At 62.7% G+C, this 23,381-nt stretch carries 24 protein-coding genes; 16 read left to right on the top strand and 8 right to left on the bottom strand.

All coding sequences use genetic code 11. From position 1 onward, the window contains the following. Positions 1-53 precede the first annotated feature (53 nt). The 13 genes from VN934_10025 to VN934_09965 all read left to right on the top strand — a co-directional run bounded on the left by VN934_10025 (position 54) and on the right by VN934_09965 (position 13,203). Positions 54-917: a hypothetical protein gene (locus VN934_10025; GenBank protein ID HXM19124.1), complete on the top strand. Its 864-nt coding sequence runs from the start codon at positions 54-56 to the stop codon at positions 915-917. A 17-nt stretch (positions 918-934) separates the two neighbouring features. Then, on the top strand, positions 935-1,534 hold the full coding sequence (locus VN934_10020; GenBank protein HXM19123.1) for a hypothetical protein: 600 nt from the start codon (positions 935-937) through the stop codon (positions 1,532-1,534). A gap of 24 nt (positions 1,535-1,558) precedes the next feature. After that, positions 1,559-1,987 carry a BlaI/MecI/CopY family transcriptional regulator gene (locus tag VN934_10015; protein HXM19122.1) on the top strand — a complete coding sequence of 143 codons (429 nt, stop codon included), beginning with the start codon at positions 1,559-1,561 and terminating at the stop codon, positions 1,985-1,987. Positions 1,988-2,336: 349 nt separating this feature from the next. Continuing rightward, positions 2,337-2,963: a M56 family metallopeptidase gene (locus VN934_10010; GenBank protein ID HXM19121.1), complete on the top strand. Its 627-nt coding sequence runs from the start codon at positions 2,337-2,339 to the stop codon at positions 2,961-2,963. A gap of 77 nt (positions 2,964-3,040) precedes the next feature. Further along, entirely contained in the window at positions 3,041-4,795 is a 1,755-nt protein-coding gene (locus VN934_10005; protein ID HXM19120.1) for an efflux RND transporter periplasmic adaptor subunit, read from the top strand. Beyond that, positions 4,792-7,983 carry an efflux RND transporter permease subunit gene (locus VN934_10000; protein HXM19119.1) on the top strand — a complete coding sequence of 1,064 codons (3,192 nt, stop codon included), beginning with the start codon at positions 4,792-4,794 and terminating at the stop codon, positions 7,981-7,983. Before VN934_10005 ends, VN934_10000 begins: the two co-directional genes overlap by 4 nt. Beyond that, a complete protein-coding gene (locus tag VN934_09995; GenBank protein ID HXM19118.1) occupies positions 7,976-9,262 on the top strand; it encodes a TolC family protein in 1,287 nt (428 codons plus the stop codon). Before VN934_10000 ends, VN934_09995 begins: the two co-directional genes overlap by 8 nt. A gap of 10 nt (positions 9,263-9,272) precedes the next feature. After that, entirely contained in the window at positions 9,273-9,674 is a 402-nt protein-coding gene (locus VN934_09990; GenBank protein ID HXM19117.1) for a FixH family protein, read from the top strand. 1 nt (position 9,675) lies between these two features. Beyond that, entirely contained in the window at positions 9,676-10,194 is a 519-nt protein-coding gene (locus VN934_09985; GenBank protein ID HXM19116.1) for a hypothetical protein, read from the top strand. Between the two features lie 424 nt (positions 10,195-10,618). Then, complete coding sequence (locus VN934_09980; protein ID HXM19115.1) at positions 10,619-10,954, top strand: rhodanese-like domain-containing protein; 336 nt, start codon at positions 10,619-10,621, stop codon at positions 10,952-10,954. A gap of 96 nt (positions 10,955-11,050) precedes the next feature. Continuing rightward, positions 11,051-11,710: an MBL fold metallo-hydrolase gene (locus VN934_09975; GenBank protein ID HXM19114.1), complete on the top strand. Its 660-nt coding sequence runs from the start codon at positions 11,051-11,053 to the stop codon at positions 11,708-11,710. A 7-nt stretch (positions 11,711-11,717) separates the two neighbouring features. Beyond that, positions 11,718-12,983: an MFS transporter gene (locus VN934_09970; GenBank protein HXM19113.1), complete on the top strand. Its 1,266-nt coding sequence runs from the start codon at positions 11,718-11,720 to the stop codon at positions 12,981-12,983. A 94-nt stretch (positions 12,984-13,077) separates the two neighbouring features. Then, positions 13,078-13,203 (top strand): hypothetical protein, encoded by a 126-nt coding sequence (locus VN934_09965; GenBank protein HXM19112.1) that lies wholly within the window; start codon positions 13,078-13,080, stop codon positions 13,201-13,203. A 75-nt stretch (positions 13,204-13,278) separates the two neighbouring features. Here VN934_09965 and VN934_09960 read toward each other — a convergent pair whose 3' ends face one another. From VN934_09960 to VN934_09940, 5 genes are all read right to left on the bottom strand, one after another. Continuing rightward, positions 13,279-14,040, bottom strand: coding sequence for a tetratricopeptide repeat protein (locus tag VN934_09960; GenBank protein ID HXM19111.1), 762 nt, complete (start codon positions 14,038-14,040; stop codon positions 13,279-13,281). Further along, a complete protein-coding gene (locus VN934_09955) occupies positions 14,037-14,414 on the bottom strand; it encodes a hypothetical protein (GenBank protein ID HXM19110.1) in 378 nt (125 codons plus the stop codon). Before VN934_09955 ends, VN934_09960 begins: the two co-directional genes overlap by 4 nt. A gap of 46 nt (positions 14,415-14,460) precedes the next feature. Further along, a complete protein-coding gene (locus VN934_09950; protein ID HXM19109.1) occupies positions 14,461-15,447 on the bottom strand; it encodes a HAMP domain-containing sensor histidine kinase in 987 nt (328 codons plus the stop codon). Then, the gene (locus VN934_09945) at positions 15,444-16,118 is read right to left on the bottom strand and encodes a response regulator transcription factor (GenBank protein HXM19108.1); all 675 of its coding nucleotides are present in this window, start codon (positions 16,116-16,118) and stop codon (positions 15,444-15,446) included. The genes VN934_09950 and VN934_09945 overlap by 4 nt, the downstream gene beginning before the upstream one ends. A gap of 66 nt (positions 16,119-16,184) precedes the next feature. After that, the gene (locus VN934_09940; protein ID HXM19107.1) at positions 16,185-16,385 is read right to left on the bottom strand and encodes a hypothetical protein; all 201 of its coding nucleotides are present in this window, start codon (positions 16,383-16,385) and stop codon (positions 16,185-16,187) included. 131 nt (positions 16,386-16,516) lie between these two features. On the opposite strand from VN934_09940, the gene VN934_09935 reads away from it, so the two are divergent. Further along, a complete protein-coding gene (locus VN934_09935; protein HXM19106.1) occupies positions 16,517-17,656 on the top strand; it encodes a DUF1343 domain-containing protein in 1,140 nt (379 codons plus the stop codon). Here the strand turns inward: VN934_09935 and VN934_09930 are convergent. After that, a complete protein-coding gene (locus VN934_09930; protein ID HXM19105.1) occupies positions 17,650-18,378 on the bottom strand; it encodes a hypothetical protein in 729 nt (242 codons plus the stop codon). The genes VN934_09935 and VN934_09930 overlap by 7 nt on opposite strands. A gap of 285 nt (positions 18,379-18,663) precedes the next feature. Here VN934_09930 and VN934_09925 point away from each other — a divergent pair, with 285 nt between their 5' ends. Then, the gene (locus VN934_09925) at positions 18,664-20,490 is read left to right on the top strand and encodes a hypothetical protein (protein HXM19104.1); all 1,827 of its coding nucleotides are present in this window, start codon (positions 18,664-18,666) and stop codon (positions 20,488-20,490) included. A 16-nt stretch (positions 20,491-20,506) separates the two neighbouring features. Further along, positions 20,507-21,466, top strand: a complete 960-nt coding sequence (locus tag VN934_09920; GenBank protein HXM19103.1) for a cyclic nucleotide-binding domain-containing protein — start codon at positions 20,507-20,509, stop codon at positions 21,464-21,466. 267 nt (positions 21,467-21,733) lie between these two features. Here VN934_09920 and VN934_09915 read toward each other — a convergent pair whose 3' ends face one another. Together VN934_09915 and VN934_09910 are read right to left on the bottom strand one after the other, a co-directional pair. Beyond that, a complete protein-coding gene (locus tag VN934_09915; protein HXM19102.1) occupies positions 21,734-22,216 on the bottom strand; it encodes a hypothetical protein in 483 nt (160 codons plus the stop codon). Between the two features lie 59 nt (positions 22,217-22,275). Next, a complete protein-coding gene (locus VN934_09910) occupies positions 22,276-23,307 on the bottom strand; it encodes an RHS repeat-associated core domain-containing protein (protein HXM19101.1) in 1,032 nt (343 codons plus the stop codon). Positions 23,308-23,381 lie beyond the last annotated feature (74 nt).

The raw sequence follows: 23,381 nt of genomic DNA, 5'->3' as shown, positions 1-23,381 counted from the left end.
ATTTCTCTCCACGGCGGGCGCAACCCCGGCAAGACACGAATCGTTATCATATCGTGAGATCCTACGCCGCCATCATCGCAAGCCTGGCCGTCCTTGCAGCAAGCCTCGGTGCCGCTAGTCCATCTCCGTCACCGTCCCCTTCGCCGACCGCGACCCCGACGCCGCAGCCGATCCAACTCAGCGCCGACGAGATCCTCATCAAAGCCCAGCAGACGACGCGGCAGCACCCGTTTCCCGCCTTCGTCACGTATCAAATGCACGAGCTTTTCGACCACCACGGGCAACGCTTCGAGTACGACTACCGGGTGTGGTATCGGGGCGACGGCCAAGGCCTCATGCAAAATCTCAGCAAGGACCATTTCGGCAGAGCCGAGACGTACTTCGGCCGGCCGTTCCCGATCGAACCGGTCGCCAACATCATCTTGTATGCGACGCCCGCTCCCCTACCGCCGCCGCCGGCAGAAAGCCCGGTGCCGCTCGCGTCCGGCCAAACGCCCCCGCCGGTGCTGATCACCCAACCCGTCATCGGGGATCGCTACTACTCGGTGCAAGTCGCCGGCCTCGAGATCTATAACGGACGTCCCGTGTTCCACCTGACGATGCACGCCTTGACCGATGAAGTCCAGCATCCCCTGAAAGACCTGTGGGTCGACGTGGTGACGTTCGAGGTTTGGAAAGCGCACGTAATGGCACACGGCGCAAAGGGCGCCATGACCGGCTCGATCGACGCCGTCTCCGAATTCGAACCCGCGAGCGGATATTGGGTCATCAAACACATGGTTGCCGACGGCGAAGGGCACGTCGGCATTCGCCTGCTAGGGGACAGCGCGCACTACGAATACACGTTCAGCGAATTCGGCTTTCCGAGCTTTGTCCCGGACTGGTATTTCGACAAGGGCAAATTCAAGCACCACTAGGCTTTAGGGAGCGTCTCATGTCACTGGAGCTGCTGAACACGCTTGCCACGATCACGACCACGCTCGTCATCGCCGCGACGGCGATCGCCGCGATAGTTCAATTGAGGCACCTGCGCGCCAGCAATCAAATCGCGGGCCAACTCGCGCTGCGACAGGTCTTGCTCGACACTGCTTTCTGGGACGCCATGGGCCGTGTGCGTTTCGAAATTCCAACCTTGCTCAAAGATCCGGAGTTCCGCAAATTCGTTCGAGAATTCCACCTCAGCTCCGCACAAGCCAGCGAGGAGCGGTTTGACGTGCCCTACGCGGATGCGCTAACGGTGGGAAGGAACCTGGAGAACATCGGAAACATGATCAGAAACGGACTGACCGACAAGCGCATTTTTCTCGAGCAGTACGCCAACCTCGTGGTGATGGCGTGGGATGGCCTCGAACCGTTGGTGAAAATCCGCCGCGATGCCGTTGAAAGCGACGCACCCTGGGAGGACTTCGAGTACCTCACCGTGCTGTCGCGGCAGTGGATATCCGAAGTGCGTTCGGCCTATCCAAAGGGCGTCGCCCGTATTCTGCCCAGCGTCGGGAAGAAAACAGCGCCGGCAGGCTTGACCGGCAAATAGCTAATCTGCTAAGATGCTTAGCACATGCCATTAAGGGTCTTCAAGCTTGGCCGTACCGGACCCGCCGCAACGCTCGGCCCTCTCGAAGGAGAGGTCATGGAGTGTCTTTGGTCTGTCGGCCGCCCGGCCACCGTATCAGAGATCGTGGAGGCGCTCGAACGGCGCGGCAATGCGGCTGCGTACTCGACCGTAAAGACGATCCTCACCAATCTGGCCTTCAAAAAGTATCTCTCTAAGCGCTCTGCTGGTCGCGCTAATCAATTCGAGCCCCGCCTGACGCGCGTCCAGTTCGAGAACGAGCTCGTGAGCGGCGTCGTCACCAGCCTCATGCGCGAATACCGCAACCCATTGCTGGCGCACATGGCAGAGGAACTTGCAGCGGATCCCGCCGCCGTTGCCGAGTTTGAAGCGCTGCTGTCAAATCGCAAGAAGGGCCGCCGTTCACATGCATGAGACGGCGAGCTTTTTCAATGACTGTTTGAGATCGGGCACGCTGCTGGGATCGCTCTGTGCGGCTCTCATCGTCCCACCCGTCGCCTGGCTGCTTTGCCGCTTTTCGCTTCCTTACATACAAGGCATGAAAGACGATCCTACCTGGCAGGCGTCGCTCGCCGCCGCGGCAGCAAGTTTGCCGGGGGCCACATTGTTGGTCATCAGTGCGCAGGCGGTAATAGGCGCCTTAGGTACGGCGTGTCTGGAAAATCCCGTTGGGCAATTTGTTTTCGGTCTTTTTGCCGTGGGCCTGGCGGCCTGCATAGTTCGCGCAGTGGGATGCGCGATCGGCCGCGCGCGACACCTTGGTTTGCTTATCGCGGCCTCGCAACGGCCGTCAGCGCGCTTGGCGCTCGCTGCGAGCGCATGCGGACTCGGGGCGCGTGAGTTCGACGAGACGACGCCGGTGTGTGCGCTTGCGAGATCTGCTCCGCCGCTCGTACTAGTCTCGACAGGAGCGCTTGCCGTCCTAGCGGATGAAGAGCTTCGCGCGGCGTTGCACCACGAACGCGCGCATGCTCGCCGTGGCGATCAAGTCGTGGCCACGTTCGTCACCTTTATGGCAGACGTGTTGCCATTACCGTCGGCAGAATTCATCGCGATGTACCGGTCCGCGCGCGAGTTCGCCGCCGACCAATTCGCGCTTGCGTCGACTTCGGCAGAGCATCTGGCCGGGGCGCTGCTAAGTTTCGCAAAGGGTGCGCGGGCGGTTGCGGGAGCGCCGGGCTTTGCGGACGAGAACGCGGGCGTGATTCAGCGTCTTAAGGCGTTGCTCGCGGACGCGCCGGCGCCGATCCATCCAAATCGTAAGCGGACCCGAATTCTGATCGCGGCCGCGATGGCGGCACTTTTTGTCGCAGCGCTCGCAACTCCCATGATCTCCGCGGCAGGCCCGGCCGCGTGCCCGATGCCTTCCGCGCAAAGGTTGGTGAGGTGATAATCCGCGGCTCTTTTTTTTGCGCCGTACTGCTAAGCTGCTTAGCACTTTGGCCGAGCATTGCCGCCGCGTCGCCCATGACCGCCCAAGTCGACAAAGCACGAGTGACGCTGGCGCTTTCGCCCGACCCGCCGCAAACCGGCACCGAACACGTGCGGGTGACGGTTGACGGGATTCCGGCGGACCGCCTCACCAAGACACAAATGCGGTTCGACACGTCCATGCCTACCATGAGTATGGTGGGCACTGGCGGCACCGCGATAGCAGTTGCCGGCAAGCCCGGTCAATGGACCTTCGATTTGGCGACGGGCATGGCGACCGAGTTCATCGTCACCTTGCACTTCGATGGCGGGCTCAAGGGAACGGCCCCGTTCAACTTCGCGGTGGCGGGAGCGGCGTCCCAAGGCGGCGGGATGGCAGCCATGAGCGGCGGTCACGAAGACGCGTGGCGGGCTGCCGCGTTCGCCCTTGCGATCCTACTCGCTCTCGGCGCGCTCGCGGCGTGGCTCGTGACCCGATCGCTCAACCGCAGCGGTCGCCTTCCCGGCTGGCTCAACCGCTCGACGGTGACGCTTGCCGCCGTCGCGGTCGTCGTCGTCATCGGTGCAGCGCTCGCACAAAGCCGTTTCGCGGCGCCGTCTATGGACATGGCAGCCATGTCGAACGTGCCGGGCACCGCGCCGGTTCCAGTCACGCTGGCGCGCGCCCAAGGCTCGTCACAGAATCCAGCGATCGCCGCGCCCGGCATGATTCAAGCGCTCTACACGCAGGATGTCGTCGCGCGCGCGCCTGGCATCTTGCGCGACTTCACCGCCTACAACGGCACGCGCGTATTCGCCGGCGAGACGCTCGCCATTCTCGAAGAGCCGGAGCTGGGCGCGCAAGCCGTAGCCGCGCAGGCGGGAGCGAGCTCAGACGCGGCAGCCGCAGCAGCGGCGATGATCGAGGCGCACCACCATGCGCCCAACGCGATCCGCATCGCGCAGGCCGATGCCGCTGCCAAAGCCCAGCGCGCGAACTATTGGCGCGCCGAGATGCAGCGCGAGCAGATGCTCTTGAAAAATGGTGCCGTCTCGCAACAAGAATACGATGATGAGCAGGCACAGGCCGCTGCCGCTTACGCGGATGCCGAGTCGGCACGCCGCCAACAACAGGATGCCGTAGCCAATCTGGAAATGGCGCAGCAACAGGCTGTTTCAGCCCAGCAACGCGCGGCTTCGTCGGGCGCCTCCGCTCAAGCCGCGGCCGTGATGGCCGGCTACACGCGAATCGTCTCGCCGGACGACGCGATCGTCGTGAAGCGACTGGTGGATCCCGGCACATACGTGCAGGTCGGGACGCCGGTGCTGCGCCTCGCGGTCATCGGCAAGGCGCGCATTCAGGCCAGCGTTGCTCAGGACGATCTCCAATCTATCCGTCTAGGTGCAGTGCTCGATGCAAGCCTGCCTGATGGCCGCGTCGTGCACGCGCGCGTCACATCCGTCCAGCCTGCCGCCGATCCGACGACGCACACCGCGCTCGTCGAGGCGATCGTCGATAATCCGGGCGGCCATCTCGTCCCCGGCACGTACGTGCGTGTCATCATCCGCGGCGCGCCTTCGCACGCGCGCAATGCGGTGAGCGTCCCCTCGGCCGCCGTCATCGGCGCCGGCGTCGATGCGGCGGTGTGGGTGGACGTCAACTCCACCGCGCACCGCGTGCCGGTGCGCATCATCTCGGATGACGGCACCACTGCGCAGGTCGCAGGCGACCTCAAGTCCGGCGATCGCGTCGTGGTCGAGGGTGCTGCAGACCTTGAAGAGGGTATGCCCATCGCGGAGCGGACGTCGTGATCGAAAACCAGCGCGGCGGCGTGCCGGGTTGGGCCTTGCGCCACCCGCACGCCGTCATCGTCGTCTACCTTGCTCTGGTCTTCGCCGCGATCGGCGCGGCCCTTTTCATCCTGCCGACCCGGATGATGCCATACGTCGAGAGTCCGCTCGTCAGCGTGATCACCATGGTGCCGGGCTACGCTCCGCAAGACGTCGAGACGTATTTCACCAAGCCCATCGAAAACCGCATGACCGACTTGAGCGGCGTGCGATTCGTCCGGTCTGTTTCGCAGCAAGACCTATCGATCGTCACGCTGCAGTTCCCCTATGGATACACGATGCAGCGCGCGCTGGTGGACGTGCAGCAGCTCGTCCAGCAAGCGCAAGCCGATCTGCCGTACGACCGCGCGAATCTCAAGCCGTCATGGGTCGTTCCAGCGGACCCGCTCAACACACCGGTGCTGCAGCTCGCGCTCACGGGTGTCGGCTGGAGTCCGGTCGCGTTGCGGCAGTTCGCTGCGAACAACGTCGTCAGCGCGCTCAAGGCGATCTCCGGGGTGCAAACCGTCCAAGTGTTTGGCGGGCGCCAGCGCCAGCTTCAGGTCGTGGTCGATCGCACCAAACTGGCTTCGTACGGCCTAGCGCTTCCTGATGTGAGCGGCGCACTCGACGCACAAAACGTCAGCCGCTCCGGCGGCACACTGACGAGCGCTGCGAGCGAAGCGCTTGTGCGCGGGGACCTGCGGGTCAAGTCGGTGGGCGAAATGCTCGACTACCCGCTCACGACCGTGGCTGGCCGCACCGTGTTCTTGCGCGACGTCGCGACGGTCGTAGACGGCGCAGGCGAGCAGCGCTCGGCATACCGGCTCAACGGTAAGGACGCCGTCGAGATTTCGGTCATCGAAAACCCGGACGCCGGCTCGCCCCAGATCATCGCTGCGGTCATGGACAAGGTGGCGCAGATCCAGCGCGATCACCCGGGCTTGAAATTCACGCCGGCCTACGACAACGCCCGGTTCGTCGAGGCGCTCAAGACCAACATGTTCGAGGAGCTGTTCGTCAGCGTCATCTTGGCCGGGTTCGTGCTTTTGCTCTTCCTCGAAGATGTGAGCGCAACGCTGATCGTCGTGGCCGCGATTCCGACATGCTTGGGCATAGCCATCCTGCTATTCACGCCGATGCGCCTGTCTATCAACAGCTCGACGCTGCTCGGGCTGCTGCTGGCGGTCGGTCCGCTCGTCGATGGCTCGATCGTCGTCATTCATGCCATTCATCGCCATCTTGCCATGGGTAAGCCGCCGCGTAAAGCCGCCGTTGACGGCACGCTCGAAGTGATCTTGCCGGTTGCGGCTGCCACGGGCGTGATGATGCTTGCGGTGATCCCGCTGCTCACGAGCGGCGGCATCACGCAGATCATGTTCGTCGGGTTGGTATGGCCGATCGTCTTCGCGCTGCTGGCGTCGCTTGTCGTATCGGTGACGCTGACGCCGCTGCTGGCGGCCTATCTGTTCACAGGCGGGGAACAAAAACCGTTCGCGTGGCGCACGCGCCTCGACGAAACGGTCACGCGCTGGCTTGGACCTGCACGCGGGGTGCTCGCGAAGATCGACGATGCATATCGCCGCGGCCTGCGTTGGAGCCTGGGCAACCGGCTCACGCTGCTGGGCGGCGCCGCCATTTTGACGTACGTCGCGGTGTCGTTGCTTCCGTTCATCGGCAGCGAGATGATGCCGCTTGCCGATACCGGCCAGGGCAGCGCCTACCTCGAAGCTGATCCCGGCTCGTCCTTTGCCGCGACGAACGCGAAGGCCAACGCGTTCGAACGCATTCTGCTCGCGCAGCCAGAGGTGCAGCGAGTTTCAGCGGAAATCGGCGAGGAGCCGGCCGGCTCGTACTTCACCGGGGGTGCGATGAACGGCGTCAACGCCGCATCGTACACGATCACGTTTGTTCCCAAGGAAGACCGCAAGCGCACCATTTGGCAGATCATGGACGCCGCGTACCAGCAGGCCATGACGACGATTCCCGGCATCCGGCGGCTTGCGCTCAATCCGATGGGCAGCGACGTCATGTCCACCACGAACGCTCCCGTGGAGCTACTGCTGAGCGGCCCCGATCAAGTCGAGTTGCATCGGCTTGCCGACCAGGTCACCGCTATCGCCCGCAAGGTTCCCGGCCTCGTGCAAACCGCAGCCTCGACGACCCTTGCGCAACCCGAAGAAAACGTCATCGTCGACCGCACGCGCGCATCGCAGATCGGACTTATGCCGAGCGACGTGCTCATGCAGGCCTACTTCGCTACCCACGGAGGCCTCACCACGGAGTATTTCAACCCGGAGAACCTGCGTCACGACACCATTCTCGTCCGCTATTCCGATCAGGACAGAGCGACGTCGGGCGACCTATCGCGAGTTCAGATCGTGGGCAAAGATGGGCAAGTCGTGCCGCTGATGGCTTTGGCGCGCATCGTGCGTGCCGTGGCACCGACTGCTATCGAACACGATGGGCTGCGTCGCACGGTGTCCGTGCTTGGTTACTACCGCAAGGGCGGGCGCGGCGAGATGGCGCTCGATTCGGACGTCGTCATGGGAGCGAGCGCGCAGGTGCCGTTCCCGGTCGGTTACGGCATCGAGATGCGCGGCGACATGACGGAGATGATGAGCAGCTTCCAACGCCTGATCGGCGCCATGGCGATCGCTGTGGTCTTCATCTACCTGTTGCTCGTCGCGCAGTTCCGATCGTTCGTCCTGCCCCTGGAGATGCTGCTGGCGATTCCCCTGCAGTTGCTCGGCGTCTTCGGCGCCCTCTTGCTCGCGCACCAAAACTTCTCCACGGTATCGATCCTGGGCATCGTGGTCGCTAACGGCATGGCGGTCAGCAACGCCATTCTGTTGCTCGACCTCATCCTGCGTAAGCGTGCGGAAGGCATGCCACGTGATGCGGCGATCCTGGAAGCCGGCCCGATCCGTTTGCGCCCGATCATGATGACCACGATCGTCAGCATCATCGTGCTCGCGCCCGTGGCGTTTTTCCCCAAGACCGGCGTGGATGCGTTCTCGCCGCTCGCCACGGTGATCATCGGTGGATTCGGTATCTCCACCCTGCTGACGCTGTTCATCGTGCCCGTGCTCCATGCGACGTTTGACGACATTGGGGAGTGGTGGCGTCGGCGCGGTGCTCGGCCTGCCGAGGAAACCTCTCATGCGTAACGCACTGCTCGCGTCGCTCCTCTTCGTCGCGCTGGCCCAAGCGGCGTTGACACAGCCCGCGTTTGCGCAACCGCAAGTGTGGAACGGTCCGCTGTCGCGCGAGCAGGCTGTGCTGCGTGCGACGGCGGCCGGCTTCGACGTGCGTATGGCGCGCGCGGACGCTTCAGCGGCGCGCGGTCAAGCCCTAGGGCAGCGGAGCGCCGTGTTGCCTCAGGTATCGCTTTCGGGCAATCAGATCAACGCGCACCTTCCCCAGCTCGGCATGCCCGAGGCGACGCAAACGTATGCGTCAGCGACGGCAAGCGTGCCGATCATCAACGTCGCCGGCTATTCCGGCGTGCGCATGGGACGACGTTTGGCCGACGCTTCGTCGGCGGATCTCGGCGGCGTTGTCGACGACGCGGCGTTCGCAGCCGTGAAGGCGTATGACCGAGCGGTGCTCGGCGCGGGCGTGGCGCTGGCGCAACAAGTCAGCGTCGGCGATCAAGAAGCTAACGTCCGGCTGGTCGAGCTTCGCGTGCAGGCAGGCAAGACGCCGCGCTACGAGCTGGCACGCGCGCGGGCCGCTCTGGCCGGCGCGCAACAGATGGCAGAGGACGCGGCCGCCGAACGCGATGAGGCGCTCAACGACCTGAAACTGCTCTTGGATTTCGACATGATGTCCAATCTCGAACTCCCGAACAGCTTCTCGACACCGGACTTCAACGATACGCTCGCGACCGCAAGTCAACGAGCGCTACGCCAACGGCCGGCGGTAGCCGCGGCACGGCTGCGCATCGATGCTGCGCGCGCGGGTCTGGACCAAGCGCGAGCCGCATACCTGCCGACGGCCGCACTTACGGCGCAAACCTACAACGGCAGCTCCAATCCGCCGCTCGGTGCTTCAGGTTCGCAGGTCGGCGTGGCCGTCACGTTGCCGATCGTCGAAGGCGGCGCGCGCCACGCAGCGGTACTGCAGGCAAGCGCAGCGCTCGAAAAGGCACAGGCAGACTACGAGCGCCAGCAGTTGATGGTGCAAGACGATGTGGCCAACGCGTTGCGCGAGCTCAGCGCAGCGCGCCAGAACCTGCAAACTGCCCGAGCAGCCACGAACGATGCGCTAGAAAATCTTCGCGTCGCGAGTTTGCGGCAGAAAGCTGGCAAGGCCATCGAGCTCGAGGTACTGGATGCGCTCTCGACGGCTGCCGCCGCCCGCATCACCCTGCTTCAAGCCCTTGAACGCTACGACGTGGCGATCGCCGGCGTGCATCATGCCGCGGGCGATCCATTCCAGCAGTAAGGAGTGACACATGAGGAATATTCTCGTCGCCGGTCTCATGACGATTTTTGTGACGGCGTGCAGCTCCAGCCATACCGCGGAGGCACCGGCTGGGATGTCTCCCGTTTCTGCGTCGGGAGAGTACACGATGTCGCTTTCGTTTGATCCGACGCCTCCAAAGCAAGGGAATGAAACGATCGTGATTGCGCTCAAAGATTCGGGTGGGAAGGCAGTGACCGGCGCCGTCGTAAAGTCAGCTGCTCACATGCCCAGCATGGGGATGACCGGCCCTTCAATGACGTTTCAGGACAACGGGGATGGCACCTATTCAGCCGTCGCCAACTTGAACTACAAAACGAACTGGGTCTTCGACCTGACGGCGACGCAAGGTGCCAACGCGAGCAAGGCCGAGTTCAAAGCGGACGTTCACTAGAATGAAACGCGGTGGCTTCTTCGCGATCCTCGTTTCGATAGCGAGCGGGGTCCCGCTGCTCATCGCTGCGTGCGTCAGCCAAGTAAGAAAGGGCATGATGGATGGCGGCATGATGGGCGGCATGATGAACGTGTCGCAGCACGACATGAGCACCTATATGGAGATGTTCGACCATCACACGGAGCTGCGCCGCAAAGTCGAGCATTTACCGAATGGCATCCGGACTACGACTGAATCGGACAACCTGCATCTCGTGAAACTTTTGCACGAGCACGTGCCGAGCATGTACAAGCACGTCAACGACGGACAAGAAGTGCGGTGCATGAGCGACAGTCTTCCGATCATGTTCCGCAACGCGAAGAAATACCAGCGGCATTTGGCACTGACACCGAAGGGCGTTTCCGTCACCGAAACGAGCAGCGACCCCGTCGTGCTTGCCGCCATTCTGCGCCACGCGAACGAGGTGAGCGGGTTTGTGCGCGACGGCATGCCTGCCATGATGCGCGGGATGATGCGCTAGCGCCGATCTTACACGGCGGAAGGAGGAGCATCGGCGGATGTCTATATACTATCATTCTATAGATTGAGGGAACATGGACAAAGCCGCAGATTTCAAAGATCAGATCTATCAACACTTCGCTCGAATCGGCAAGGCGGTTGCAAGTCCCCGTAGGCTTGAGATTCTTGATTTGCTGTGTCAAGGGGAAAAGACCGTCGAAGAACTGGCGGAGCACGCTCGCATCGACATCAAGAACGCGAGCGCTCATATCAAAGTTCTGCGCACGGCGCGGTTGCTTGACTCGCGACGGGACGGAAAATACGTTCACTACCGGCTAGCGGATGAGGCCGTCGGGTCGTTTTGGCTCTCGCTTCGGTCTTTAGCTGAGCGTCGACTTACCGAGATTAAGGAAGTCGTTCAATCCTATTTCGCGGAGCCTGAGCGCATGCATCCAGTCGACCGGCGGACGCTCTTGGCAAAGGCGCGGAGCGGGGATGTCGTGGTGCTGGACGTTCGGCCCACGGATGAATACGCAATGGGGCATTTACCGCATGCTCGTTCGCTGCCACTTTCTGAATTGAAGCAGCGACTCGGAACACTTCCGCGCAGCAAGCAGATCGTCGCGTATTGCCGAGGGCCATACTGCGTGCTCTCGCACGCAGCCGTGGAGTTTTTGCGCAGGCGCGGGTTCAAAGCAATGCGCTTGGACGACGGCGTGCTGGAGTGGCACGCCGCCGGTCTACCGGTCGAAAGGTCAAAGCACAGGGCGACCGCATCGTGAACCGCTAGTAAGGGAGTCAACGCTGTGCTCTTTCGGCAAATACTGCATCAGGATAAGGCGTGCGCGTCCTACGTCTTCGGCTGAGGGAGTCGCGGCATCGGCGCCGTCGTTGACGCGCGCGCTGACCTCGACACCTATCGTGCGATCGCCAAGTCGCTCGGGCTCAAGATTCTCTACGTGATCGACACCCACGTGCACGCTGACCACATTTCCGGAGGTCGTTCGCTCGCGGCGGCGCTGGGATCCGAGTACTGCCTCCACGAGAGCGCGCCGGCGCTGTTCGGATTTCGGCGAATAAAAGACGGAGAAGTGCTCGACCTCGGCAACGTCGCGATACGCGTGCTCCATACGCCTGGTCACACGCCCGACAGCGTCTGCCTCGCGGTGATCGACCGGACACGAGGCGACGAACCGTGGTTCGTCTTGACCGGCGACACGTTGCTCGTCGGGGATGCGGGCCGTCCGGATTTGAGTCCCGAGCGCGATGCCGATGCGATCTACGACTCGCTGCACCAACGCCTCGCGCCGTTGGCTGACGATATCGAAGTGTTTCCAGCACATTTTTCAGGCTCGGTGTGCGGCCGCGCGCTGAGTGGCAAACCATCGAGCACGCTCGGCTTCGAGCGGCGCCACAACACCGCGTTTGCGCCTCGTTCGCTCGACGAGTTCCGACGCTTCGTCATGGACTCGCTGCCTCCGAAGCCACCTGAGTTCGAGCACATCGTCGAAGCTAACCTCGGTCGGGGCTCTGCCTAGACGAATCATGGTCACAGGCGCCGGCGGTCCACGACTGGGACTGCGTGAGAACCTCGCGCAATTCTTACTCCTCGTCCTCATCAACGCGTTCGTCGGTGGCATGGTGGGTCTCGAACGCTCGATCTTGCCGTTGCTCGGTCGCGACGTGTTCCACATCGCATCGACGACGGTCGTCTTGTCGTTCATCGTCAGTTTTGGCATTGTCAAGGCGCTCACGAACCTCGCGGGCTCAAGACTAAGCGATCGCGTCGGGCGGCGACGCCTCTTGGTTATCGGTTGGACCGTGGGCCTATTCGTCCCGGTCATCCTGCTGTTCGCGCCGACGTGGGGCTGGGTCATCTTCGCTAACGTCCTGCTTGGCATCAATCAAGGCTTGTGCTGGTCGATGACGGTCATTATGAAGATCGATCTTGTTGGGCCAAAGTCGCGCGGACTGGCGATGGGATTCAATGAGGCGGCCGGATACATGGCGGTCGCCGTGACAGCGTATGTGACCGCGCTGCTCGCGCAGGCTCATGGGCTCAGACCACTGCCGTTTGAGGTCGGCATCGGCATCGCTATCGCTGGCTTTTTGCTATCGCTCTTGTTCGTTCGGGAAACCCATGGATACGCAAAGCAGGAGGCTAGAGCGCACGCCGCGGACGAGCAGCCGCGCTTTTCGGAAATCGTTGTGCGCACATCTTTTCGAGACCCAGCGCTGTCGTCGTGCAGCCAGGCCGGTCTCGTAAACAACCTCAATGACGGGATGGTATGGGGCTTGCTGCCGTTGATGGCGTCAGCGGCCGGGTTCTCGCTAGTGCAGGTCGGCATCGTGGTCGCTGCCTACCCGTTTGTCTGGGGGCTGCTGCAATTGTTCACCGGCGCGCTCTCAGACGCGGTAGGCCGCAAATGGCTCATCGCAGGAGGCATGATGCTACAGGCCGCCGCCATCGCCGGGTTCGTACTTTATACTTCGTATTCTCTCTGGCTCGCGGCGGCGGTTCTGCTCGGTGTCGGCACGGCGATGGTGTATCCGACGCTCCTCGCTGCGATCAGCGACGTCGCGCATCCGAACTGGCGCGCCTCAGCGGTGGGCGTGTATCGCTTATGGCGTGATTCGGGTTATGCGGTCGGCGCACTGCTTTCGGGCGTCATCGCCGACCTCGCGGGAATGTCGGCCGCGGTCATAGTCATCGCTGCGATTACATTTGCGTCGGGCGTCGTTGTAGCGGTTCGAATGCCAGAAACGTTGCCGGTGGTCATGCAGGGTGGACTCACGTCCCGGAAACGGTGAATCCGACGTCCCGAACAGCTGAGGCCGGGCGTCCCGCGCTTTGACGTAGGCACTAATTTTCATGCTGGTTCGTTACCATGCTGAGGAGCCAGCCATGTCCAAGATAGCAATCATCAATAAGAAGGCGGACGCGAAGAAGTCCAAATTGACGACGGCCGAGATGCACGCCTATTACATCGCGATCCTCACGACCCCGCGCTTGCTGTTCCGCAAACCCTAAAGAATTTATAAAATGTGGTAAGCTAGACTTCGGTCTGGCCGTCACGGGCGCGACTCCGGTCGCGCCCCAATTTTTTTAGAGCTGGTCGATGATCTGGCGGCAGAGCGACTTCAGCACCGGATCGCTCGAGAAGCGCTGCGCGCTCTCAAACAAACCCTTCGCCTGGGATTCGTTGCCTTGCCGCAACCGGATAGCGCCGCGCAAGAAGAAGGCCTTCGCATACGTGCTGTTGAGTTTGATCGCCTCGAGCGACTCGCTATCCGCCGCGACCAAATTTCCAGTGCGGTACTCAGCCAACGCGCGATCGTAATGCGCCTGCGAGTATTGCGGGTGCAACAACGCGGCGACCGCGAAATCTTTGGCAGCTTGATCGACACGGCCCTCAAGATAGTGCGACAGCCCGAGATCGAAGTGGGCGCGCACCGAATTGGGGTGATCGCTGATGATCTCCGAGAAGATCGTCTTGGCGCCCGGCACATCGCCCAAGGCGAGGTCGGTCACTCCTAAGTTGAAGAGCGCCGGCACGAAGTCGGGTTGCTGTTTGAGGCAGGCGCGGAACTGGTCGGCGGCGTCGGAGTACTTGCCAAGCGCGTAGAGGTCGAGCGCGCGATCGTAGCGCGCTTTGATGTCCTCCGGCGCAAGGGAAAGCGCTTCATCCAATTTTGCGATGGAGCCCGAGTAGTCGCCGCGATGGTACAGATTGATGCCCTCGCCGATCAGCGAATCCACGCGCAGTTGGCGGAAGAAGCTGTCAGCCCACGCGCGAGAAGCCACACCGGCCACGAGTGCGCTCGCGAGCAGACCCACGAAGAGCAATGACGCAGCCGATTTTTTCATAGCACGTACTCGGGCACGTGCGGACCATAGGGACCCGGCGGCGGCGACTGACCCGGGAAACTGAACGGATCGTGGTACGGCTCCCACCTCGTGTAGATGCCGCCGACCATCGTATGCGCGAAGACCTCGTCCGCGGCGGCGCTCGACGTCGCTCCACCTGGCCCGATGGGATCGATCAGCCGATACGTGCCCTCATCGTCCGGACCGGCCGGACCGTTGATCGCGCGATCCACGAGCGTGAACACGCCCGGCCCGGCCGCGCTCGCGGCCGCACCGCGATCGCCCGGCACCGGCGTGATGACCAGCGCTGCGAATGCCAGCGCCACAACGCCCGTTGTGAGCCGCCCTGCCAGTTTGATAATTTCCGTTTTCATTTAGCTATCTTTCTGAGCCCTAAGCTTGAGCATACCACAGATGCGACTAGTGCACGAGAGCGGGCAGGCGCACCGTGAAGATGCTGCCTTCCCCTACCCGGCTCGACACCGTGACATCGCCCCCATGCGCCCGTGCGATCCAGCGGCACAACGGCAGCCCCAAGCCGTGCCCGCCGCGCCCGTTGCGCTGCACCACGTCGGCGCGGTGGAAGCGCTGGAAGATCTGGTTGAACTCCGATGCCGGGATGCCGTCGCCGGCGTCGGCCACAGCCACGTACGCGTTGTCGCGATTCTGCCAAACCGCGACGGACACCGGCGCAGATTCCGGGCTGTACTTGATGGCGTTGTCGACGAGATTGGCCACCATCTGCGAGAGCTTCAGCTCGTCGCCGAGCACGAGCGCGCTTTCGCCGCGCGAGACTTTGAGATCGATGCTGCGCGCCTCGGCGAGCGGCTGCAGATCGCGGACCACGCCATTGACGACGTGCGAGAGATCGGTGGGCTCGCGGGTGAGCGCGCTGTCGGCATCGACGTGCGCTAACACCAGCAGCTGCTCGATGAGCCGCTCCATGCGTTGCGCCTGTTCGTCGATGATGCGCAAGCGCTCGCGCACCTCTGGCGAGACCTGTTCGTCCCCGTGCGGCGACGACTCCATGCGGATGACCGCGAGCGGGGTACGCAAATCGTGAGACGCGTCATTCGTGAACTGACGCTGCAGCTCGATCGCCTGTTCAAGCGGGCGCAATGAAACCTTCGCGATGAAAAACGAGGCGACCAAGACGACGACCAGCGCGCCGAGATTCACAAGCACCAATTGCCAAGCGTACAGTTCGAGTTGCCGCTGCGCGCCCGCCAAGATCACCGGATCGTCTTCGCGGAAGGGCGCGATGTCCTGCAGCACCACGATGCGCAGCAGCGCGTACACCGCGATCGAAAAAGCGGCGAGCAGCAGCACCAGGACTCCGCTGATCGCCAGCGTCAAGCGCAGTCGCGGAAGCCTGCCGATCTCCGAACCCGCTTGGACGATCCTCATGATTTGTCGATCGTGTACCCCACGCCGCGCACCGTGCGAATGGTCGTGCTGCTGCCGCCCGCCTCCAACTTGCGCCGCAGCATCTTGACGTACACCTCAAGGATGTTGCTGTTGCCCTCGTGGTCGGCGCCCCACAGGCGGTCGAGGATCGCGTCCTTGCTGAGCACGATGCCCGCGTTCTCCAAAAGGTAGAGCAACAGGCGATATTCGGTTTTGGTCAACTGCAGCACGTGGCCGCGCAACGACGCCTGATGGCGCAGCACGTCGATCGAAAGATCGCCAACCGTGACCACGCGAGGCCGAAAATCGGAATGCGGCCGGCGCAGCAGTGCGTGCACGCGAGCGAGCAGCTCGGGAAACGCAAACGGTTTGGGCAGGTAGTCGTCCGCGCCGCTGTTGAGTCCAGCGACGCGATCGCCTACCGCGTTGCGGGCGGTCAACATCAGGATGGGCGTTGTGATGCCTTGGCGTCGCGCCTCAACGCACACCGAGAAGCCATCCCGCTTCGGCAGCAGCACGTCCAAGATGGCGAGCTGGTAATCGTTGCCGCACAGCTCGGTGAGGCCCACGTCGCCGTCACCGGCGGTCGTGACCACAAATTTTTGAGCCTCCAACGCTCGCCGCAGCGAGGAGGACAGGCTCGGGTCGTCTTCAACAAGCAAAAGTCGCATAGTGGTTAGTTCGCCGCGCGCGAAAACGCTTGCCTGCGTTGGCTGGCGCACTGTTTCACGCGTTTTTCAGCGAGCGTCGGCGCCCTCCTCGACGTCCTCGATCTCGCCGTCTTCAAACGCGAACGAACCTTGCGGGAACTTCACGAGATACGGCAGGTATGGGCTGTTGTCCATGCTCTCCAAAATCCCGATGGCGCCTTGTTCGACTTTGCCGTCCGCGCCGAGATCGAGGGGCCGCAGCAGTCGTACGGGCTTCCCCACTTCCATGCCGCCAACTTCGACAACCGCCTCGAACGCTCATGTAGTGCCGGGGCTTTAGCCCCGGAAAATGTATCGCTCCGAGCGAAGCTCGGATGTAGTGCCGGGGCTTTAGCCCCGGAAACGCCAACGTCCGCGCGGTGGAAATAACCCCCGGAGCGACGGCTCCAGAGGCCGTCGCCAACGGCATCGACACGCTTGCGGCCGAGAACTTCGAGGCGCTGCGCGAAGATCGCATTGCGTTGGTGACGACCGATGGCACCACGATGCTCGACGGCAGACGCAGCATCGACGTGCTGGCTGCCCTCGACGGCGCATCGCTCTACTTCATCTACGAACCCGACTTCAGCGGCGAGACGAATCCCGACGGAGCCGCCGACGCGACGACCAACGTGCCGATCATCGCACTCGACAGCGACGAAAGCCCCACCGAATCGCAGTTGGAGAGCATTGATAGAGTGCTCGTGGATCTTCCGGACTGCGGCAGCCGCCTCACGCCGATGATCGCGCTGCTCGGTCACGTGCTCGAAGCATGCGCGCACGCCGGAAAACCGGTTTGGGTGCTCGATCGACCAAACCCGCTCGATGGTTTCAACGTCGAAGGCCCGTCCAACGACGCGTCCATCGAGTCGCTGTTCTCCTATCAGCCGCTGCCGCTGCGTCACGGCCTGACGCTGGGCGAGCTCGCGCGCCTGCTCAACCGCGAACGCGCCATCGATGCTGATCTGCGCGTCGTGACCATGGCCGGTTGGCAGCGCGCGTATCTTTTCGAGAACACCGGTCAGCGCTGGGTCGAGCCGCTTCCCGGCATCAGCTCGCAGCGCGCCGCGCTGCTGTACCCCGCGCTCGGCCTCTTCGAAGAGACGAACATCTCGACCGGCTCGGGCACGAGCGAACCGCTATCATTGTTCGGCGCGCCATGGTTGGACGGCGCGCGCCTCGCAACGGAGCTGCACGAGGCGAACCTCGCGGGGCTGAAGGCGGAGCCGCGTGAGTTCACGCCCGACCCCAAAGAGATCGTCTTCGGCGGTCAGCGCTGCGGCGGGCTGCGCTTCACGATCGACGACGTGCAAGCATTTTCCCCGCCCGCTCTCGCGCTCGCGCTCGTCAAAGCGCTGCGCCGGCTGTATCCGCAGCAGTGGGAGTATTCAAAACTGGAAGCGCTGTTAGCGCGCCCAGACCTCATCGAGGCTATCGAGGATCAAGCGCACGAACTCGATGACCTCTGGGTGCCGGATCCGGAATTCTTCGAGGTGCGCGCGAAGTATCTGCTCTATTGAGGGTTATCGCACTGATGCAGCGGGTCGGTCGGCGTCGGTTGCGGCGTCGGCACCGACACGTTGAACTGGAAGTTGCTGAAGGTCTGCGTGCCGACGGCCCGGATATGGTGCAGCCTGACGTCCGAACTCTGCGAGGTCACCACGTTGTAGCCATTGACTTGAGCGTAGGTCTGCGTGAGGCGGATGTGGTCGGCCGGGTTTTCCCAATAGTACCAGTCGACGTGCTTGAGCGTGCCGTCGCTCCGCCCGACGAAGACGTCGAGCGCGGCGATCTCGCCGCGCACTTTGGGCACCATGTGCATCTGAAACGCGTCGGGCGCCACGCTCATCGTGATGTTGAAGCAGTGCGGCCAATTGGTCGCGTTGCTGAACGAACCTTGCACCTTGGTGATGCCCTTCATATAGAACGGCGTGTGCGGGTAGTCGAAGATCGTATAACCGGGCTTGCCGTAGAACAACGTGCCTTCGAGCACCGGATGCAGATACGGGAAATTGAGTTGACGCAGGTCGAGCACGGCGTGGGCGATGTACGACGACATGCCGGGGTTGCGATTCACCACGAGCGAGATGACGTCGGGAATAGACCTGGCATCAGGACTCGCCGACGTCGCAACCGTCGCGCCGGCTGGGCTTGAGGAGCCAGCAGCCAAGCTGCCGCCCGCGCTCGCAACGGCGAGCGCCGCGGCCAGCGCGGCGATCCAGGTTCGAAAACATGGGTGCATTAATGTTTTTCTTTCCATTAACCAAACGACCCGACCCGCTCAAAAGTCGCGCGCTTTGTCCCTATTAATGGAAACCTCACACGCAGCTTGATGTAGTGCCGGGCCTTCAGCCCGGAAACATGTCGATAATTGTAGTGCCGGGGCTTTAGCCCCGGAAATGTAGCGACCCGAGCGAAGCTCGGGTGTAGCGTTCCGAGCGAAGCTCGGATATGTGCTCCCGCGCACGCCCTCGCCCCGCGGAAGGGATGCGCCGCTCGGAACAAAACGAGTGTGTTAGTGAAGGCCATGCGGCAACGGCGCGCCACCTTGCCCAAAAGGCGGCCGGAGCTCTCGACGATCGAGCGCCGGCGCCTAGAATACTTGGGCGAAGCCGGACCAGTCGCGCGCCCATACTCGCGCGCGGCGCGCGGGTTTGCGGCAATGGTGATCGCGATGTCCGGCGGAGCGCTCGGCCTTGGTCTGCTCTTAAGCACAAACGCTGCGCCCGACCCCTCGCGCCTCATCGCCGCCACGAATGCATCCGCGGCCTCATCCACGACCTTATCCCTGACCGCACGCGCGACGTCATCGATAACGTCACGCACCACGGCATCCACGACGTATGTAGCGTTCCGAGCGAAGCTCGGAGCACAGCGCGCGCAAATCACGAGCGCTGGAACGTTCACCCTCGTTCCAAAGAAAGCTGGTCCGCTGCCGCCATTCCATCTCGAAGCGCAGCCGTGGCGCCTGACCGCCGACGGCACGTGGGTCGCGACCGTGCAGGCGGCCTACCAAAGCGTCGCCGGCGAGAGCGAGAACAAACCGCGCGCGAAAGTGGATTTCAGCACGTCAGATGGTGAAACGCTCGAACTGGATCCGTGGCTGTATCAGAATCCGGCGATTCTGATCACGCTTGCGCATAGCGGCCAGGTGGACGTCAATGCCTCCTCCATCCTGCCCGACGTCGGAAGCGCGAACCTCACGCTGCCGGCGCCGCCGGACGACGCCTCCTCATTCGTCGCTGTCGCCAAAGCCATCGGGCCGCATCTCGTGTCGATCGGCTGGTCGCCGCTTGCCCAGGGAGAAAGCGTCAGCGAATATCGCGTGTACCGGCGCCATCCGGAGGGCACGCGCGCGCTCATGGCCGTGGTCTCGCCGGGCGGCCACGCGTGGCGCGACACTTCAGTCTCGTCCAGCCAACCGTATCAGTACTCGGTCGTGGCGCAGCGCCCCGGCGGAGACCTCATCGCGGTCGCCGAGCCGCTCCAGACACCGGGCGAGATGCCGCTCACGACGCTCACCACCATTTCGGGCAAAGGCATGTTCTTGTTCTTCTCGCCCGACACCAACGACCCGAACAGCTACGCGCAGTTCGATCCGTACGAAGTCGTGGCCAAAGCCGCAAAAGCCGGCGTCGGCGAACTCGAGCTGCGCATGTCGCGCGGCACCTTCTTCGAAGCCGCAAGCAGCGAGTCGCAAGCGTGGCTTGACCGTTTGATCGACGCTTCGGCCTCCGCCGGCATCAAATTGCTCGCCTGGTCCGTGCCGCGGCGCAACACGGCCGAAGACGTCGCCGAGTCGGTGATGCTCGCGCGCTATCGCACGCCCGCCGGCAACGGCTTCGCCGGCTTGGCCCTCGACTTGGAGCCGGGCGACCAGTACATGGGCCCCCGCCCGATGGCGAGCGATCGCATGGCCGGCTACATGGAGATGGCGCGCCAAGCGGTGGGGCCGGACTATTTGCTCGTCGCCACCGTCATGTCACCGCGCCTCACGCGCTGGACCAACGACGACTATCCGTATTCGCGCATCGCTCGCTACGCCAGCGCGATGCAGCCCATGGAGTACTGGCACCACTATCGCGGCGACGCGCACCACGAGTACGCGCGCACCGACGTCACCGGCCACTGCTCAGACGTGGTGGGCCTGACGCAATCGTTGGCAGGACGCCAGCTGCCGGTCAACGTGGCAGGCCAAAGCACAGACCTGGGCAGCACCGGCACGCCGTCAGCGGACGAGCTGGATTGGTGCCTCGGCGCGGCGAAGTCCGCCGGCGCTATCGGCGAGATGTTCTTCAACTGGCGCGGCACGACGGACGATCAATGGGCTGCCATCGAGGCATACCGCTGGTGATGCGCGCGCGCGTTCCATGAGCACGACGCCGGAACCGGTCGAGCGCATCGACTTGCGTCAAGAGCCGACATGGGAACGTCACGATCGCATGCTGAGCGCCTTCGACCGGCTCGCGCCGAATCAGGTCGTCGAATTCATCAACGATCACGAACCGAAAGCGCTGCGCGCCACGGTCGAAGCCGAGCGCGAGGATATCTCGCTGTGGGATGTGCGCAACGCCGGTGATGGTCGCTGGATCATACGCTTGATGCGTCTGCCCGAACCCACGCTTTCGGGCGAGCCGCCGCGCGTCGCGTTTCTGCGGCGCTGCCGAATCTTCCGCACGGCGCCGAACGACATCATGCGCGAAATCGATCGCATCGCGAAGGAGCGCACCTACCACGATCGCATGGTGATCGCCGCCGAGGGCACCGACTGGAATGAGTTGGGCATCGTGCGCCGCGGCGTGGTTGAAGTGACGCGCGCGACCGATGAGGACCGCGAGATCGTGCTCTACGACGTCTCGCCTTACAGCATGTTCAATGAAGCCGCGGTGTTCGACGAAGGCACGGCCGACGTGACCGTCATCGCGCGCGGCGACGTCGACATCATCGAGATCCCCGCGCTGTTCATGCGCCAATTGGTGCAGCGCAGCCCTGAGGTGGCCCTTGGCGTGGCGCGCTTTTTCGCGCAGCGCCAACGCCGGCTGGCGGGGGCCGCAGGAAACTTGGCGTTCGGCCGAGTGCTGACGCGAATCGCGCGCGTGCTGCTGGACTACGCCTCGCCCGATGCCGGACTGGCGGGCGGCATCGAAGGCGTCGAGCGTATCACGCAATCGGATTTGGCGGCGCGCGTCGGCACAGTTCGCGACATGGGCAGCCGCGCGCTCGCGCACTTGGAAGAGTCGGGCGCAATCGCGCTGCGCCGCGGGCGCGTCGTGCAGCTCAACCGAGCCAAACTCGAAGAGATCGTCCGCCAAGGCAAAGTCTCAAACTAAACGTAGCGACCCAAAATGTGTAGCCACGGACCTTTAGCTCCGTGCAACTAATATGTAGCCACGGACCTTCAGGTCCGTGCAATTTGTAGTGCTGGGGCTTTAGCCCCGGTCAGAGTGTGGCGGCGGCTGATGCCGCGCGCACGACTCCGCCAGAAAGCACGCGAGTACCAGCCCGCCCGCGACGTACGTCTTCAATGCAGCCAACGAACGGTCAGTATCGTAAGGTCGCTTTTCCGAATATAGTGAGCGACTGGACCGAGCTCCAGTCTAAAATGAGGTAAGACAACAGTATCTGCTGCCGATTTCATTCCCGTGACTTTCGAGGATAATCCGTGCGCAAACTTCGTCTGGTTGCTTGTTTTGGGCGCGGGCATACTGCAATCTCCAAACTTGCGACAACGAAGCTAGCAGATATGTTTTGTCTGGATCCACCAGGCTGGGGTTTCCAATAGAGGTGGTGATGATTGCTGTGTTGCCTTCCACTCGCGCGGCAAGGTACTCACCAGCGTGCTTAGTCAATGTTGCTACGCAGGTGGCGTTGCACGTCAGATGCGCAGGATGTCCAATCGAGGAAAGTAGCTGGCTCGCCTCGCGGCGCTCCAACCCCTCCTGGCCGACTCTACGAGAGGGCAACCGAGGATCGTCACATTCCCGTCTCGCTGCGCTGCTCCAGGTTACGATCATGCCGAAAAGCGAACCATTGCGAATCAGCACCGCTCCAAGAATGATCGCAACGATAGCCACAGTCACCACGATTAGGAGGACGACTGTGCGCTTCTGACCGGGCGATCTAGCTCGCTCTTTCATCATCAGTGGCAATCGCAACCGCTGCGGGATATAGTCTTGCTTGGTTCCGCGTCTCCGGGGAAAAACCCCGGACTGACGGGGTAGTCCGCGCCGAACTGATGATATGGTAGTCCGTTCACGAGGCCTCGTGCGTCGCTGACACCAGCAGCCGTGAGCAGCCCCACAACAAAGCCGGCGCTGTTGTAAGTGTTGTAGGCTCCCCACTTGTCAATGTAGCCCAGGCCTGGGAGGTAGAGATTCGGAACGGCGAAGTAAGCAAAGTAGCCATTCGGATAATGCTCGGCCCTGGTTATGAGATCTGTACCGAACGCCGCTGGTGACTCGTTCTCAGGCGGATTTATTCTGACCAACGGAATCATCGATTTCTCTGGATTGTTACTGTAGTTGAGGAAACCACCCCACAGCCTCTGCGGTTCGCCTGTGCCCGCTATGAAAAAGAGGCAACGATACCCCCAATCTCTCGGATGTGTGCGCAACCAGTTCATCGGATCGACAATTAGAAACACATGCACTGGCGTTGGCCAATTGCGAAACGGCCGAAACTCCCAACGCACCTTCTCCACGCGCTTTTCACCTATGTAAACATCTTGAAGCCCAAGAGGATCGGTCAGAGCGATTGGATTGGCACCCGAGTAACCGAACAGATTCAGCCCGCCAGCAATCCCAGACGAATCGGCTTGCCAGTACCTGCCCCACCCAGGGCGGTACCATCGAAACACATTGTAGCTTCGCTCCGTCGCGCCGTTAGCTCCCGTGTCGAATTGCTCGGCCACCTGCCCGGGCAGGCGCAGCGGCTGGTGCACATCGCCTGAGCGCAACGCAAAGATTTTCCCATGGGGTTCGTATTCTGCCTGGTAGGAAATCGTACCGCTTGAGCCCATTTGAGCCAGCGGCGTTCCAAGGTGGTCGCCGAACGCATAGTGTGCGCCACCGCTATCAAGTTGCGCGACAGAACGCCCGCCAAACCAAAGGTAGTCGAACGCGATTGCCGGCTTCCCAGAGGTCGTGAGCGCCGACTCGGCGATTAGATTCATAGTCGGGTCGTAGAATGAATAGCGCGTCTTCGAACCGCTGATGCCCGAAGTGACGGTGCGCCTGTTCCAGCCAT

The sequence above is a fragment of the Candidatus Tumulicola sp. genome (genome assembly GCA_035601835.1).
Taxonomy (GTDB): Bacteria; Vulcanimicrobiota; Vulcanimicrobiia; order Eremiobacterales; family Eremiobacteraceae; genus DATNNM01.
The sequence above is the reverse complement of the archived record's forward strand: the minus strand, read 5'-3'. Positions and strand labels throughout refer to the sequence as shown.

Excerpts from the sequence above, each read along its gene's own strand:
- VN934_09930 (HXM19105.1), bottom strand. The coding sequence starts at position 18,378 with ATGCACCCATGTTTTCGAACCTGGATCGCCGCGCTGGCCGCGGCGCTC.
- VN934_09945 (HXM19108.1), bottom strand. The coding sequence starts at position 16,118 with ATGCGACTTTTGCTTGTTGAAGACGACCCGAGCCTGTCCTCCTCGCTG.
- VN934_09920 (HXM19103.1), top strand. The coding sequence starts at position 20,507 with ATGAGCACGACGCCGGAACCGGTCGAGCGCATCGACTTGCGTCAAGAG.
- VN934_09985 (HXM19116.1), top strand. The coding sequence starts at position 9,676 with ATGAAACGCGGTGGCTTCTTCGCGATCCTCGTTTCGATAGCGAGCGGG.
- VN934_10020 (HXM19123.1), top strand. The coding sequence starts at position 935 with ATGTCACTGGAGCTGCTGAACACGCTTGCCACGATCACGACCACGCTC.
- VN934_09995 (HXM19118.1), top strand. The coding sequence starts at position 7,976 with ATGCGTAACGCACTGCTCGCGTCGCTCCTCTTCGTCGCGCTGGCCCAA.
- VN934_09990 (HXM19117.1), top strand. The coding sequence starts at position 9,273 with ATGAGGAATATTCTCGTCGCCGGTCTCATGACGATTTTTGTGACGGCG.
- VN934_09925 (HXM19104.1), top strand. The coding sequence starts at position 18,664 with ATGCGGCAACGGCGCGCCACCTTGCCCAAAAGGCGGCCGGAGCTCTCG.
- VN934_09940 (HXM19107.1), bottom strand. The coding sequence starts at position 16,385 with ATGGAAGTGGGGAAGCCCGTACGACTGCTGCGGCCCCTCGATCTCGGC.
- VN934_09955 (HXM19110.1), bottom strand. The coding sequence starts at position 14,414 with ATGAAAACGGAAATTATCAAACTGGCAGGGCGGCTCACAACGGGCGTT.
- VN934_10015 (HXM19122.1), top strand. The coding sequence starts at position 1,559 with ATGCCATTAAGGGTCTTCAAGCTTGGCCGTACCGGACCCGCCGCAACG.
- VN934_09970 (HXM19113.1), top strand. The coding sequence starts at position 11,718 with ATGGTCACAGGCGCCGGCGGTCCACGACTGGGACTGCGTGAGAACCTC.
- VN934_10005 (HXM19120.1), top strand. The coding sequence starts at position 3,041 with ATGACCGCCCAAGTCGACAAAGCACGAGTGACGCTGGCGCTTTCGCCC.
- VN934_09950 (HXM19109.1), bottom strand. The coding sequence starts at position 15,447 with ATGAGGATCGTCCAAGCGGGTTCGGAGATCGGCAGGCTTCCGCGACTG.
- VN934_09980 (HXM19115.1), top strand. The coding sequence starts at position 10,619 with ATGCATCCAGTCGACCGGCGGACGCTCTTGGCAAAGGCGCGGAGCGGG.
- VN934_09960 (HXM19111.1), bottom strand. The coding sequence starts at position 14,040 with ATGAAAAAATCGGCTGCGTCATTGCTCTTCGTGGGTCTGCTCGCGAGC.
- VN934_09910 (HXM19101.1), bottom strand. The coding sequence starts at position 23,307 with ATGAATCTAATCGCCGAGTCGGCGCTCACGACCTCTGGGAAGCCGGCA.
- VN934_09965 (HXM19112.1), top strand. The coding sequence starts at position 13,078 with ATGTCCAAGATAGCAATCATCAATAAGAAGGCGGACGCGAAGAAGTCC.